The organism is Tessaracoccus yangjingae, from assembly GCF_055326235.1.
On sequence record NZ_JBUZNN010000010.1, the window covers coordinates 127532 to 141959 of the forward strand.

Sequence of the window (14428 nt, forward strand, 5' to 3'; positions counted from 1 at the left end):
GTGCGGGTTCAAAGGGGGTATGACGGCGTCTCTGCACAAGCTGACGGCTGGGTCGGGGTATGACTACCTGACCCGGCAGGTCGCTGCGCAGGACTCGACGGAGAAGGGGCACGCGACGCTGACAAGCTACTACACCGAGAAAGGTGAAGCGCCCGGACGGTGGGTCGGCACCGGCCTGGACGCACTGGAAGTGGAGCCGGGCAGCCCAGTGTCGGAGGTGCAGATGCGGGCCTTGTTCGGGGCGGGGAATCACCCCGACATGGAGGCCCGCCTCGCGGCCCTGCCGAAGGGCGCCACCGTCGAGCAGATCCGCCACGCGGCGCGGCTGGGGTCCCCGTTCAAGGTGCACGAGGCGGCCACGATGTTTCAGCAGGAGGTCGCGATCCGATGCAGCCAATGGGCTGCTGCGAACGGTCTGGGCAGCGACGCCACGGTCCCCGTCGATGTCAGGGCTGGGATCCGGAACGAGCTGGCCACGGCGCGGTTCGAGACCCGGATGGGACGGGCGCCGAGCAGCCTGGAGCTGTCGTCGGAGGTGGCGCGCCTGACGCGGAGCGCGACGACGGCCTGTGCGGGGTTCGATGTGACGTTCACGCCGGTGAAGTCCGTCTCGGCGCTCTGGGCGGTCGCACCGCAGGCGATGGCAGCGCAGATTGAGGAGGCTCACAACGCTGCCGTCGCCGACGCACTGCGGTACTTGGAGGAGCGGGTGCTGTACTCGCGGAGGGGTGCGGGTGGGGTGCGGCAGGTCGAGGTGACCGGCCTGATCGCGGCCGCGTTCACGCATCGGGATTCGCGGGCGGGGGATCCGAATCTTCACACCCATGTGGCGATCGCGAACAAGGTCCAGACCCTGGACGGGCACTGGTTGGCGATCGACGGCCGCCCGCTGCATGCGGGGATGGTCAGCGTCTCGGAGGTGTACAACACGCAGTTGGAAGCCCACCTCACTGCCCGTCTCGGTGTGCGTTTCGCTCCGGATCTGACCCGTGATCCGGCGAAGCGACCCGTCCGGGAGATCGTCGGCGTCCCGGAACAACTCCGGGAGGCGTGGTCCAGCCGTCGGGCTGCGATCGTGGCCCGTCAGGCCGAGCTCGCCGTTGACTTCCAGCGCGCCCATCACCGTCCGCCGACCCCGGCCGAAGCGATCGCGTTGGCGCAGCAGGCCACGTTGGAGACCCGCCAGGCCAAGCACGAACCCCGCAGCCTCGACGAGCAGCGGACCACCTGGGCAGCGCAAGCCGCAGCGGTCCTCGGCGCCAACGGCGTGACGCGCCTGTTCGCCGACGTGCACGCCGCGGGCCGCGTCGCCAGGCCGGCGGCAACGGCGGAGTGGGTCGAGCAGGTGGCTGATGAGATGGTGCAGCGGATGGGTCTGTCGCGTGCGTCGTGGACGGTGTGGCACCTCCAGGCGGAAGCCTCCCGGAGAGCCAGGGAACACGCCACCAGCCCCGACCACGCGACCCAACTCACCGCCGAACTGCTGGCTGCAGCGACCGATCGCTGCATCGCGCTGGAGGGGTGGGTGGATCCGATCAGCGACCCGCAGGTGCTGCGTCGCTCCGATGGTAAGTCGGTGTACACCACCGTCGGCAGCCCACGGTTCACCTCCACCGCCGTAATCGAAGCCGAACAGACCATCACCGACGCAGCGACCCTCCTCGACGGCCGGACAGCAAGCGAGGCGGACGTGTCGCTGGCGCTACTCTCGGCGACCGCCAACGGTATGACTCTCACCGCCGGGCAGGTCGCTTTGGTGCGCGAGATGGCTACCAGCGGAAGGCGGGTTCAGCTCGCCCTCGCCGCCGCCGGCTCCGGGAAAACCACCGCCCTGGCGGCCCTGGGGCACGCCTGGCAGGACAGCGGCGGAACCGTGATCGGGCTCGCCCCCTCCGCCGTCGCCGCCCGGTTACTCGCCGACCACGTCGGCAAGGCGACGACGCTGGCGAAGGTCGCCTACGACCTCCACCACCAACCCCTAAACGTCAACGCGACGATCGGACCTGACACGCTGATCATCATCGACGAAGCCGGCATGGCCGACACCCCCACACTGGCCGCAGTCATCGACTTCGCGGTTGAGCGGGGTGCGTCGGTGCGTCTGGTCGGGGATGATCAGCAGCTAGCCGCAGTCGGCGCCGGAGGGGTGTTGCGTGACATCGCCCACAGCCACGGCGCCGTGCAGCTCACTGAGATCATGCGGTTCGTTGATCCCGCCGAAGCAGCCGCCTCCCTGGCGCTGCGCGACGGCCGACCCGAGGCACTCGGCTTCTACCTCGACCAGCAGCGGATCCATGCAGGCTCGGACGAAACCGTCCTGCGCGACGCCCTCAACGGCTGGCTCCGAGATCGCACGGCAGGACTCGACACGGTGATGCTCGCCGGCACCCGCGACCAGGTCGCCCAACTCAACCAGTGGGCCCGCGAGCACCGCCTCACCGTCACCGGCGGCCAGGCGGAGGGCCCCGTCGCCGTGCTGTCGGACGGGAACCTGGCCTCCGTCGGGGATGTGATCGTGACCCGGCTCAACGACCGCCGATTGTCGATCAGCGCGACTGACTGGGTGAAGAACGGCGACCGCTGGACCGTCACCTCAGTCGAAACCTCTGGGGCAATCCGCGCGCAGCATCGCGTCACCGGGCTGAGGGTCAGCCTGCCCCCGACCTACGTGACCGAAAACGTGGAGTTGGGCTACGCGGTGACCGTTCACGGCGCCCAAGGAGTGACAGTCGACACCACCCACACCGTCCTCACCGGCGCCGAGTCGCGACAGCAGCTGTATGTGGCGATGAGCCGAGGACGCCACGCCAACCATGCCTACGTCGAGGTGGTCGACGGCGGCGGGGAGAACTCCCCGATCCACCCCGCCACCCTGCGGCCGGTCACCGCAGGCGACATCCTCGAATCCATCCTCGCCCGCGACGGATCCTCCCGCTCCGTCACCACCGAAACCTGCCACGCAGGAGACCCCCACACCTGCCTCGGCCACGCGGTGGCCCGCTACGCCGACGCGCTGAGCGTCGCCGTCGAACACCTCCACGCCGACGCCGCACGCGAGCTGGATCAGCATGCCGACGACGTCGTGGACCAGCTCACCTCCAGCCCAACCTGGCCCACCCTGCGCGCCCACCTCCTCTTGCTCTTGGCAGCCAGCGAGACGTCCCCTTCACCGCTTCAGCTGCTGCGTGACGCCGTCGATGCGCGCGAACTGTCGAGCGCCCAGGATCCGTCGGCAGTGCTGACCTGGCGACTCCCCCACCCCGACACAGACGGGCCACTCCCCTGGCTCACCGGAATCCCCCAGCCCCTCGCCAACCATGACCAGTGGGGCCCCTACCTCACCGCACGGGCCTCCCAGGTCCGTGGTTTCGCCGCCGAAGTCCGCGACGCCACCGCTGCCATCGGGCGGCCGGTGTGGGCGTTGCCGGGTCAGACGTTGACCTCGTCCAGCATCGCGGAGGTGGAGGTGTGGCGGGCCGCGTGGCAGGTTGAACCCGCCGACCGCCGACCCACCGGTGCGCTGCAATTGGGCGCAGCCGCGCACCACTGGCAACAACACCTCACCGACCGTCTCCGACCCGCCCACCCCGTCGCGATCTGGACCGACCTACTGCGCGACATCCACCCCGACCTCTCCCGTGACCCCTACGCCCCCGTGCTCGCCCACCGCCTCGCCGCCCTCCACAACGCCGGGGTGCCGATCACCGAGCACCTCGCCGCAGCCGTCGCCGACGGACCGCTGCCCGCGGAGCATCCCGCGGCAGCCCTGTGGTGGCGCCTCGCCCGCCACCTGTCCGCCGTCGACGGACCCACTCTCCCCTCCTGGGAAGGCGCTCTGGTGGAACGTCTCGGCTACCAGGCCGTCGCCGATCTGGAAGCCAGCCCCTGGTGGCCAGACCTCGCTGCCGCCATCAGCCACGGCACCGATCAAGGGCTCACAATTGAGGACCTGATCGCCCCTGTGGCGGATGTGTCCGGGTTCGATGATGTGTGCCAGGCGATGCTGTGGCGCGCCCACCAGGTCACCACCACCCCGCCCCCGGACGAGCTGGAGCCGCCACATCCGGACCGCCTGCCGCCTGAGGGGATCGAGGACATCGACTGGTCCACCCACACCGCCGACCTAGCAGCCGCCGCGCGGCTGCGGGAGCGAACCGAGCCGGACTTCACCGATGTCGAGCTGCGGCGGGAATTCGCGGCCGTCGACCGCTGGGCCGATGTCCCCCACACCCCGGAGCGCCTCGCACAGGTCACTGAAGCGGCGGCCGGCTTCTTCGAGGCCCAGCTGGCCGGGAACTGGAGCCACCAGTACTTCGCGCAGCGGTTCGGGCAGGATCTCGCCGGCGACCCACGGTTCCGGATCGGTCACGCGCCCGCCGGCTGGACCAGTCTGGTCAGCGCCCTGCGCAAGGAGGGGTTTACCACCGCGGAGCTGCTGGCGGCCGGGGTGGCCACCACCACCCGGCAGGGCACGGTAATCGACCGGTTCCGCGACCGCGCCATCCTCCCCATCCACCACGAAAGCGTCATCGTCGGGTTCGTCGGCCGACGGCACCCCGAAGCCGACGACGCCTACGGGCCGAAGTACCTCAACAGCCCCGCCAGCCCACTGTTCGCGAAACGCGACGTCCTCTACGGCCACCACCTCCTCACCCCGGAGGCTGTGCCGGTGATCGTCGAAGGACCGATGGACGCGATCGCGGTCACCCTCGCCAGCCACGGCGCCTTCATCGGCGTCGCACCCCTCGGCACAGCCCTGACACCGGAACAGACACTCCTCCTCCGTGGCAGGCCGACGCCGCTGATCGCCGCAGACGCCGACACCGCGGGACACACCGCAGCCGAGAACGCCTTCTGGCTTCTCGCCCAGCACCGCCACGACCCCCACCGAGTCGTACTGCAAGCCGGCGCCGATCCGGCCCAGCTTCTCGAACAGCAGGGACCCACCGCTCTGCTCGAAGCGCTTACCGGCGCCACGACAGCGCAGGCGATGCTGATGGTCCGCGACCGCGTCAGGTTCCTCGACCCGACCGACGCCGTCCGGCAGATCGCGGAAATCACTGCAGCCCGCCCCGCCACCACCTGGGGCGAAACCCTTCACCTGATCTCCACCGAGCTGTCCAGCCATCTGGCGGGGCGGATCAACGCGTGGACCACCACGCCCTCGACGGCTGGCGACATCGCCCGGGAACAGACCCGCGCGATGCGACGCCGCCTCGACCAACACCCCGCAGAACGCTGGCAACCGTGGGCCACCGCAACCAATCCCCGACTGCCCTCTACCGACGAGTGGAAGGCGATCGCCCACCGCCTCGACCAGCTCCACAGCCAAGGCGTCGACACCAGTTCGCTGTCCGGTTACCTCAAGGGCGTCCCAGCGGCGGTGGCGGTGGCGACCTTGACCGGGCAGAGGCCCGGCGGGCCGACGGAGATCGACTGGCGCCCCTGGGCTCGGACGGTCCAACCAGACCTGCTCACGGCCCCGAACTGGGCGGAGACCAGCGCACACCTGACCCACCTGCAGCCCTACGGAGTCAACTACGATTCCCTCGCCCACACCCTCACCGGCCGCACACCCGACCAGATCGCCAGCGGCTTGCGGCGGATCCTGATGCACCACCTTCAGGCACCCACCCAGTCGACGTCGACAACGCTTCCCGCCACCCGAACCCGGACGATCAACCAGAGGGCTCCGAGCATCTAGACAGACCCAGACGGCACCCAAATCGGCGGGACGAGAAGGGCCGAACCGCTCCTGCTGGGGGCAAGGACCCGGTGATGAGCCCGGATGTCCTGCTGAACCGCAGCATGCTGGCTCTGCACTCGATGCACAGTCGATCCGGCAGGGACTGGGCTGGACCTTGCATCAGGCGCAGCACGAGGTGGGGAGTTCATTGCGGAAGAGGTTCGCTGTGAGGCGGATGCCTTCGGCCATGGTGAGGTACGGGGCCCAGGTGTCAGCGAGTTGGGTGACGGTGAATCCGGCTTTGATGGCGTAGGTGGCGGCGAGCATGATCTCGCCGGCGGTCTCGGCGAGGGCGTGGATGCCGAGGACTTTGCCGGTGTCGGCGTCGGCGACGATCTTGATGCCGCCTCGGGTGTTGTGGTTGGTGATGGCTCGGGGGACGTCGGACAGTGGCAGGTAACGGCAGGCGCACCGGTACCCGGCGGCGATGGCTTCGGCTTCGGTCATCCCGGCGGAGGCGAGCTGTGGCGAGGTGAACAGTACGGCGGGCATCCCGGTGTAATCGACGTGCTCGTGGTGGTGGCCCAGCGCGTTGCCTGCTGCGATCCTCCCGGCCATGGCGGCGACGTACACGTACTGGGGCGCGTCGGTGACGTCGCCGGCGGCGAACACGCCTGGATTTGTGGTCCGCTGGTGTTCGTCGACGCTGATGAAGCCGCGGTCGTCGGTTGCGATGCCGGCGCTTGCGAGGTTGAGTCCGTGGGTGCGCGGGGTGCGGCCCGTGGCGATGAGGACGCGTTCGCCGACGGCCTCTCTCGCTGTGTGGGTGCGCACCCGGACCCGGGCTTGGTCTTGGGTGACCGCGACGGCGCGGTCGTCGATGACGGTGATCCCCTCGGCCTCGAAGGCTTTGCGGAGCGCGGAGGATGATTCCGGCTCGGCATGCGGGGCGAGCCGGCCGACGATGGTGACCTGGACACCGAGGCGGGAGAAGAGTTGGGCTTGTTCGAGCCCGACGAAGCCGCCGCCGATCACTACCAGCGAGGCGGGCAGTGCGGCGAGCGCCATTGCGGTGGTCGACGTGAGGTAGTCGACGTGCTCGAGGCCGGGGATGGCCGGCACGTGAGGTTCGGCGCCGGTGGCCACGAGATACGCCCCGGCATGAACCGGCCGCCCGTCGACGAGGAGGGTTGCCGGGTCTGCGAACGAGGCGATCCCGGGGAGAATGTCGAACCCGTACGCGGCGGCGACGTCTGCGTATTTGGTCTGGCGGAGCTTGCCGACCATGTCTTCCTTCTGCCGCATGAGCGTGACGAGGTCGACGCTGCCGGCGGACGTGGGGACGGCGGGGAACGGGTTCGAGAGGGCCGCGTGGCGGGTGTGCGCGGCGGCGAGGAGGGTCTTCGAGGGCACACAGCCCACGTTCACGCAGGTCCCGCCGAGCGTTCCCGACTCGATCGCGACCACGCTGGCCCCTTCAAGTCGAGCATGGATGGCGGCTGACATCGCCGCCCCGCCTGTGCCGATCACCGCAAGATCGAACTCGTTGTGCAGCGTCATGAATGTCTCCTCCGGGTCGGCCGCCCCTGCGGCCACATTCGGTCAGAATGGACCTTCAAGCATGCTTGAAGGTCAAGCCGGCGTGGAGGTGCGGGATGCTGATCGGCGAGCTGGCAGAGAAGGCGGGGACGAGGCCGTCGACGCTGCGATATTACGAGGAGCGTGGGCTGTTGCCGCCCGCCGTGAGGACGGCCTCTGGGTACCGCAGCTACGACGATGGCGCGGTGCAACGGCTCCAGTTCATCGACCGGGCCCGCGCGGCGGGTCTGACCCTCGCGCAAATCGCGAAGATCCTCGATGTTCGAGATGCGGGGGGCTCGCCCTGCGCGCATGTTCGGGACTTGCTTGACCGCCAGCTGGTCGACATCGAAAAGCAGCTCGCGCGGCTCAATCTTCTGCGTGCCACCATCTCCGGGCTTCGAGCGCATGCGGCACAGACAACTTCGGAGGCCTGCGCACCCGAAACGATCTGCCGATACCTCTGAGCCTGGTCGGCTGCGCTGCCTGCCTTCCGCAGCTCGGGAATGAACCCAGCGCCGCGGCAGTGTCATCGGTACGCCGTGATTGCCGAGGAGACCCTCCGAGAGCCGACGGATCTGGTTACTTCTGCGGGGCTTGTCGACGGCTAGGTACAGACTTGGTCAAGGTCTTCTCAAGATGCTCTTCAGAACCGGGATTCTGGCGAATCGGGTCGGTGGCGGTCGGTGAGGATGGGGCGGTCATCCATCCCGAGGAGTTTCTGAATGCGCCGGTTGTTGAGCACCGCCCCAGCCGTCGCCGTGGTCGTGTGGGCGATGATCAGTCTCTCCCCGCAGGCTGTGGCGAACGAGGCGACCGAACCTCCCACCGCGACCCCGACGACCAGCAGCCAACCCGGCGTGGTCGGTGACCAGCCCTCTGGGCATGGACACGAGGCGGCAGCGGAGGAGAGCGCACCCGGCTCGACCCCGGCACCCGTGACGTCCTCAGCGCTGCCCGTCCCGGCTCCCGATGAGCACTCTGAGCATGGCGAGGGCCACAATGCTGCGTCCGGGGAGCAGACGTCGGCGGCCGGCGATGAGGCCGCGGCTGAGGAGCATGGCGGCGGCGCCGCCGAGGAGCACAGCGAGGCTCCTCCGGTGGAGCGGCCTCGGGCTCTGGTGTTGGGCGGGTTCGCCGTGTTCAACGGCGCGGTCATGCTGTACGCGGCCCTGTTGCGCCGGAAGAAGGCCCCCGACCACAAGCGCCGCCGTGACGCGCGCGCCGCCGCACTGACCACCAACACCCGCAGCGCCGCGAAGGAATCCTGATGAGCGCCCCCACTTTGCCGAAACTCGACGGCCCTGGCGAGAAACCCGGGGACGGGCCTGGTCCGGTGTTCATCGACCTGGACGAGAAGCCGGACCTCACTCCCCCGCCTGTGGGTCGGAACCTGATGAGTATCCCGTGGGTGGCGCGGGTGCTGCGGAGCAGGCTCTACCCCGGCATCATTCAGGTCCCGGTGGCAATGGTGTTCGGGCTGGTGGCCTACCAGTTGCTGGTGGGTCCGGACTCCGCCCACGACAACGCCGGCACCGCGTTGATGTGGGTGCTGTGGTGGCCGCTGATCCCGATCGTGTTCGTCCTGCTCGGCAGGTTCTGGTGCGCGGTGTGCCCGTTCGGATGGCTGTCCGACCAGGTCCAGAAGCTGGTGGGCGTGAACCAGCCCGTCCCGGCATTCCTGAAGAGGTATGGCATCTGGATCATCGACGCCTCCTTCCTGCTGATCACCTGGGCTGATCATGTGTGGGGCATCGTGGAGTCGCCGTGGGGCTCGGGTGTGCTGCTCCTCCTGCTCACCAGTGCCGTGATCGTCTCCGGTGCCCTGTTCCAACGGCGCACGTTCTGCCGCTACCTGTGCTTCCTGGGCGGCCTGTCGGGCAACTACGCCCGGACCGGCATGGTCGAGCTTCGCGCCGACGAGGGCATCTGCCGCACCTGCAAGGCGCGGGCCGCGTGCTACAACGGCAACGAGAAGGTCGCGGGCTGCCCACTGTTCACGTTCCCCCGCACCATGGACACCAACGCCAACTGCAACCTGTGCGCCAACTGCATCAAGGCCTGCCCCAATGATGCGATCCAGGTTCGCCTGCGGAAGCCGACCAGCGAGCTGTGGTTCGTCAACAAGCCATCAATGGAGGAGTCGTTCCTCGCGATGGCGATCATGGGCATCGTGATCGTGCAGAACGTCACCATGCTGGAGGTGTGGAACGTGGCGCTGGCGTGGCTGGAGGCCACCACCGGCATCACGAACTACGCCCTGATCTTCACCGTCGCGTTCGCCGTCGCGGTCAGCCTCCCGGTCGGTCTCCTCGCCGGCGCGTCGCGTCTGGCGGCGGGCCGCAACCTCGAGACAACGATGAGGAACTTCGCCCGATTCGGCTACGCCCTCATCCCACTCGACGTCGCCGGCCACATCGCCCACAACCTGTTCCACCTGCTGGCCGAGGGCGGATCGGTGATCGCCACCGTCGCTGCGCTGTTCGGCATCAGCTACGGCGCCGGGTCGCCGGCGCTGGCCAGCACCTTCACCATCCAGATCCTGCAGTTCGCCCTGCTGGCGTTGGGCATCGCCGGATCCCTCTACACCGCGCGGCGCATCACCCGCCGCCGCTACCAGACGCAGAAGCGCCGGACAAGCACCTTCGTGCCGATGGGCGTACTGATCGCGTTCCTCGGTGCGGTCAACATCGGCCTCTTCCTGCTGCCCATGGCGCACCGCATGTAAGGGGCCGCCGTCTGGACCCGCACCCACGCCTGACACCATCTCCCCTACCCGACCTTCCCGGAGGAACTCCTGATGAGCACAACGACTAGGGCATGGGTGTTGAGGAAATCTTTACTTCACCGGCGCGATGATCCTTACATGTGACCGTCAAGCTGGTTCCATCGGGTGGTCACGGGACCACCCACTCGGTCCTGGAGGATAGACATGATGGGTTACGGCGGTTTTGGCGGGATGGGGTGGGGCGGCATGCTCGGCATGGTGCTGCTGTGGGCGGTGCTGATTGGTCTGGTGGTGTGGGCGGTGACTAGGCTCTTGCCGACGCGCCCCTACGGTGGCGGCATGCAGCCCGGGCCGGAGACGCCGGAGGAGATCCTGGACCGTCGGTTCGCCCGCGGCGAGATTGACGTCGAGACGTATCAGGTGCAGCGGGCTGCGCTGGCCTCGGCCCGGGGTGAACGCCGATGACTGGGCGGGGCCTGACTCAGGCCGGCCCACGCTGGCTGGCGTGGCTGGTGTTGGTGGTCGCGAGCGTGCTGTTCGTAGCCTCGGTCGTCTTTGCCGCTTGGGGAGGTGCTCGCCCTTACCCTGGCGCTGCCGGTATCACGCCGAACTGGGACGGGCATGGTCCGATGATGCGAGCCAACGGTCGCGGGTGGGGCGGACCGTCGGGCGGAATGATGGGCGCTGGGGGCGGCTCCATGATGAGCGGCTCCATGATGGGCGGCGGGGTGTGGCTGGCCGGCGACGGGGTCCGGGTCGACACCATGACCCAGGCCAGGGCTCGTGCCACGCAGGCCGCGGCGGTCAGTGGGCTCATACCGGGCGAGGTGATGCAGTTCACCAACAACTTCTACGTCGAGTTGAGGAACGCCTCCGGTGAGGCCACCACCGAGGTGCTCGTGGACCCGGCCACCGGCGCGGTGTCCACCGAGTACGGGCCGGCCATGATGTGGAACACCGGCAGCCGGACCGCGGCCCTGTCCGCGGATGAGGCCGTCGCGATCGCCGACCGATGGCTGCAGGCCAATGCCGCCGGCGAGACGGCGGCGGGGATGGCCATGGAGTATCCGGGGTACTACACCCTCGACTCCGCCTCGGGCGGTAAGACAGTGGGCATGCTGTCGGTCAACGCCACCACCGGGGCAGTCTGGTACCACACGTGGCACGGCGAGTTCGTCGCGGAGGAGGACTCTTGAGCGTGGGTTCTGACAAGCAGCCGAGCGTCCTGGTGGTCGACGACGAACCCAGCCTGGTCAGGGTGGTGGAGGGCTACCTGACCACGGATGGGTTCACCGTGCGCACCGCCGGCGACGGCGAGACGGCGCTCACCCTCGCGCGGGAATCAGAGCCTGACGTGGTTGTGCTCGACCTGGGGCTGCCCGGCATGGACGGCGTCGAGGTGTGCCGACAGCTGCGGACGTTCAGCAGCTGCTACATCCTGATGCTGACCGCGCGGGCCGACGAGGTGGACATGCTCATCGGACTCGCGGTGGGAGCCGACGACTACGTCACCAAACCCTTCTCCGCCCGCGCACTGGTCGCGCGGGTCAGGACGCTGCTACGGCGACCGCGGACCCCAGCCGGCGCCACGGCACAGGAAGCCCCGGAGGCACGCGTCTTCGGGGACCTGACGGTGGACGTTCCGGCGCGCGAAGTGCGGGTTGCCGGCTCACTGGTGGCCTTGACGCGCACCGAGTACGACCTACTGGAGGCGTTGAGCGGGAGTCCCCGCATCGTGTTCACCCGCCAACAGTTGCTCGACCGCGTGTGGAACGACACGACGGGCTCCGCCGCGAGCGACGAGCACCTTGTCGACATCCACGTCGGCCACCTGCGTCGCAAGCTCGGCGACGACCCCCGCGACGCCCGCTACGTGCTGACCATCCGTGGGGTCGGCTATCGGATGGGCCCGGGATGACCGCCCCCCGAAAGGAGCCGGGACTGGCACGACTCGCCCTGGCCCCCCGACTCCTCCTCAACAACGTGCTCGTCATCCTGGCCGGCGCCGGCACAGTGCTCGTAGTTGTGCTCCTCGTCACCCCGTCGGTGTTCCAGCTCCACCTGGAAAGGGCCGGCGTCGCGACCGACTCAGACGCCCTCCAACACATCCTCATGGCGGTCCAGGACGCCGTCCTCGTGGCCGTGGGGATCGGCATCGCCGCCGCGGCGTTCACCGCCGCAACCATCAGTTGGGTCGTGGCCCGCCGGCTCGCCGCTCCTGTGTGGGCCGCGGCAGACACCAGCCGTCGACTCGCGGACGGACACCTGGACGCCCGAGTGCTCGACCCCGGTATGGGCCCCGAGTTCGCCACCCTCGCCGCGTCGGTCAACGAGCTGGCCGAGCGACTCCAGACCACCGAGGACACCCGCCGCGCACTCACCGCCGACCTGGCCCACCAGCTCCGCACCCCCATCGCCTCCATCGAAGCCACCATCGAGGCCGTCCGAGACGACGTGCTGCCCGCCGACCACCAAACCTGGGACACCCTCGCCGCCCAGAGCACCCGGCTCCGGCGCCTCGTCGCCGACCTCGAGGTTGTCTCCCGCGCCGAGGAACGTCAACTGCTCCTCAGCCCCGAACCCGTTCCTGTCCGCACCTTGGTCCAGGCGGCCGTTGCCGCGCACGGGGAGAGCTACCGGTCCGCCGACGTCCGGATCGATGCCAGCGTCGCCGACAGCACCCCTCGCGTGCTGGTCGACCCCGAACGAATCCAGGAAGTCCTCGGCGGCCTACTCGACAACGCGCTCCGCTGCACCCCGGCCGGCGGCACCGTCACCCTGGCCGGTCTGCCCAGCCCCTCCGGGGACTCGGCGGTCATCACAGTGACCGACACCGGCATCGGCCTCACCCCCGCCGAGGCGGGGCAGATTTTCCGACGCTTCGCGAAAGCTGCCGACAGTCCCGGCACCGGCCTAGGGCTGACCATCGCCCGCGCCATCGTCGAGGCCCACCACGGGACCCTCACCGCTGACAGTGCCGGCCCCGGCACCGGCGCCCGCTTCATAATCACCCTCCCTGCCAGCGTTTCCCGGCGAACCCCACACTGATACAGGCAGAACGAGAAAACAATCCCCTGGATCCACCCGTTGAGGCTGTTCAGGCCGGTGACGGACAGGAGAATTCCCTTCTGACTTGGGATAAAGGTAGCTACGACCAGGAACCTCAAGCCGAGTCCGAATCGCGCGACCCGGCCCTCGACTTCTTGATCGAAGCCGAGGGGATAGTTGAACAGATCCATACATTGCCAAGGGACAGTGGTCTTATCGGCCGGAAGGACCGGCACCCTAACGAAGGAGACCACCATGATCACCAAGCGCAAGATCGCCGCCCTCGCCACCGCGGCCGCGGCCGTCGTCGCCATGACCGCCACCACCGCCGGAGCAGCCGAACCAACCGGACGCGAGTTCGCCGGTCACGTCCGCATGATGACCCAGTCAGACATGGGCTTCAACGGCACCCACAACCCCGGCATGCACCAGGGATTCTCCGGCTGGGAGAACCATCACTCCTCCTGATCAGAAGGGTCAGATCGTCAATGGGATCCCCGCCAGGCCCCAGGCCGGGCGGGGATCCCATTGACTCGAGCGGCTCAACGCCGCACCACTGGCGCAACGAGCGTCGAAACACCCTGCCCTACACAGAACCTCCTCGGCGCGGCGCCCCAGCAAGGCTCACACCCCCGGACTACAGAAGCTGCAGTGAGGTCAGACAGGTGGGGCCCTCAGCGTCGGAGGAGAAGCGGCTCTCGGCGCGCTTGCCGTCCTTGGTGACGACGACGGTGCCCGCGACGCCCTTCGGGATCCAGAAGCCGATGAACCCGTTGGCGTAGGTGGTCGCGTCCTCGTCGACGAGCACCTCCCCCGAGTCGGTGGTGATCTTCACGCGCACCTCGGCGTTCGCCAACTCCCCCTGGCACGTGCCGAGGTTGTGGAAGTAGCACTCGTGCGTGGTGGTCTCATACGGCGCGATCGACAGGTAGAACTGGTCACCGTCGAGAGGCAGCGCGGCCTCGGTGGTGCCGTCGCTGAGCAACACCTCGTCGTAGCGCACCGATGCGGCCAGCGGCAACGGTCGCTGAGCGTCGAGCTGGTCCAGCGCCTCCACTACCTCGGCGCCGCTCTTGCCCTCCAACCCCTGCGCAGCGAGCAGCGTCCCTGCGTCCCCGGCTGCGACACCCGACGTCGCCGGCGACGCGGACGTGATCGGGGTCTCGACAGCCGCCTGTGGGGTTGAGCAGGCCGACAGCGCCAGGACGGCGGTGAGCGGCACAGCGATGGCCAGCTGAATGCGGCGCATGCGTATCTCCATAAGCTAAGGGGTTACGGAACAAGTCCACGTGTGGAGGAGGTTCCGCGGCCCAGTCTCGGACGGGTCGTACGACCAGCATGCCCCAGCTGTTGAGTGAGCCAGTCGCACGCCCGGTCAAGATTCGGTC

General features: G+C 68.7%; 11 protein-coding genes. 9 read left to right on the forward strand and 2 right to left on the reverse strand.

Annotated features, from left to right (window positions below):
• The first annotated feature begins 19 nt into the window (after positions 1–19).
• Positions 20–5704, forward strand: a complete 5685-nt coding sequence (gene mobF, locus ACZK5D_RS13790; RefSeq protein ID WP_463665677.1) for a MobF family relaxase — start codon at positions 20–22, stop codon at positions 5702–5704.
• A gap of 162 nt (positions 5705–5866) precedes the next feature.
• Here mobF and merA read toward each other — a convergent pair whose 3' ends face one another.
• The gene (gene merA / locus ACZK5D_RS13795) at positions 5867–7246 is read right to left on the reverse strand and encodes a mercury(II) reductase (protein WP_463665678.1); all 1380 of its coding nucleotides are present in this window, start codon (positions 7244–7246) and stop codon (positions 5867–5869) included.
• Between the two features lie 95 nt (positions 7247–7341).
• On the opposite strand from merA, the gene ACZK5D_RS13800 reads away from it, so the two are divergent.
• The 8 genes from ACZK5D_RS13800 to ACZK5D_RS13835 all read left to right on the forward strand — a co-directional run bounded on the left by ACZK5D_RS13800 (position 7342) and on the right by ACZK5D_RS13835 (position 13508).
• The gene (locus ACZK5D_RS13800) at positions 7342–7731 is read left to right on the forward strand and encodes a heavy metal-responsive transcriptional regulator (protein ID WP_182782067.1); all 390 of its coding nucleotides are present in this window, start codon (positions 7342–7344) and stop codon (positions 7729–7731) included.
• Positions 7732–7989: 258 nt separating this feature from the next.
• Positions 7990–8535, forward strand: a complete 546-nt coding sequence (locus ACZK5D_RS13805; RefSeq protein ID WP_463665679.1) for a hypothetical protein — start codon at positions 7990–7992, stop codon at positions 8533–8535.
• Entirely contained in the window at positions 8535–9992 is a 1458-nt protein-coding gene (locus ACZK5D_RS13810) for a 4Fe-4S binding protein (RefSeq protein ID WP_182782065.1), read from the forward strand. The genes ACZK5D_RS13805 and ACZK5D_RS13810 overlap by 1 nt, the downstream gene beginning before the upstream one ends.
• Positions 9993–10196: 204 nt before the next feature.
• The gene (locus tag ACZK5D_RS13815; protein ID WP_182782064.1) at positions 10197–10457 is read left to right on the forward strand and encodes an SHOCT domain-containing protein; all 261 of its coding nucleotides are present in this window, start codon (positions 10197–10199) and stop codon (positions 10455–10457) included.
• Positions 10458–10624: 167 nt separating this feature from the next.
• A complete protein-coding gene (locus tag ACZK5D_RS13820; RefSeq protein WP_463665680.1) occupies positions 10625–11188 on the forward strand; it encodes a hypothetical protein in 564 nt (187 codons plus the stop codon).
• Between the two features lie 2 nt (positions 11189–11190).
• On the forward strand, positions 11191–11910 hold the full coding sequence (locus tag ACZK5D_RS13825; RefSeq protein WP_463665704.1) for a response regulator: 720 nt from the start codon (positions 11191–11193) through the stop codon (positions 11908–11910).
• A complete protein-coding gene (locus ACZK5D_RS13830) occupies positions 11907–13040 on the forward strand; it encodes a HAMP domain-containing sensor histidine kinase (RefSeq protein ID WP_463665681.1) in 1134 nt (377 codons plus the stop codon). The genes ACZK5D_RS13825 and ACZK5D_RS13830 overlap by 4 nt, the downstream gene beginning before the upstream one ends.
• A 255-nt stretch (positions 13041–13295) precedes the next feature.
• Positions 13296–13508, forward strand: a complete 213-nt coding sequence (locus ACZK5D_RS13835) for a hypothetical protein (RefSeq protein WP_463613915.1) — start codon at positions 13296–13298, stop codon at positions 13506–13508.
• Between the two features lie 169 nt (positions 13509–13677).
• Here ACZK5D_RS13835 and ACZK5D_RS13840 read toward each other — a convergent pair whose 3' ends face one another.
• A complete protein-coding gene (locus tag ACZK5D_RS13840) occupies positions 13678–14289 on the reverse strand; it encodes a CueP family metal-binding protein (protein ID WP_463665682.1) in 612 nt (203 codons plus the stop codon).
• Between the last annotated feature and the right edge of the window lie 139 nt (positions 14290–14428).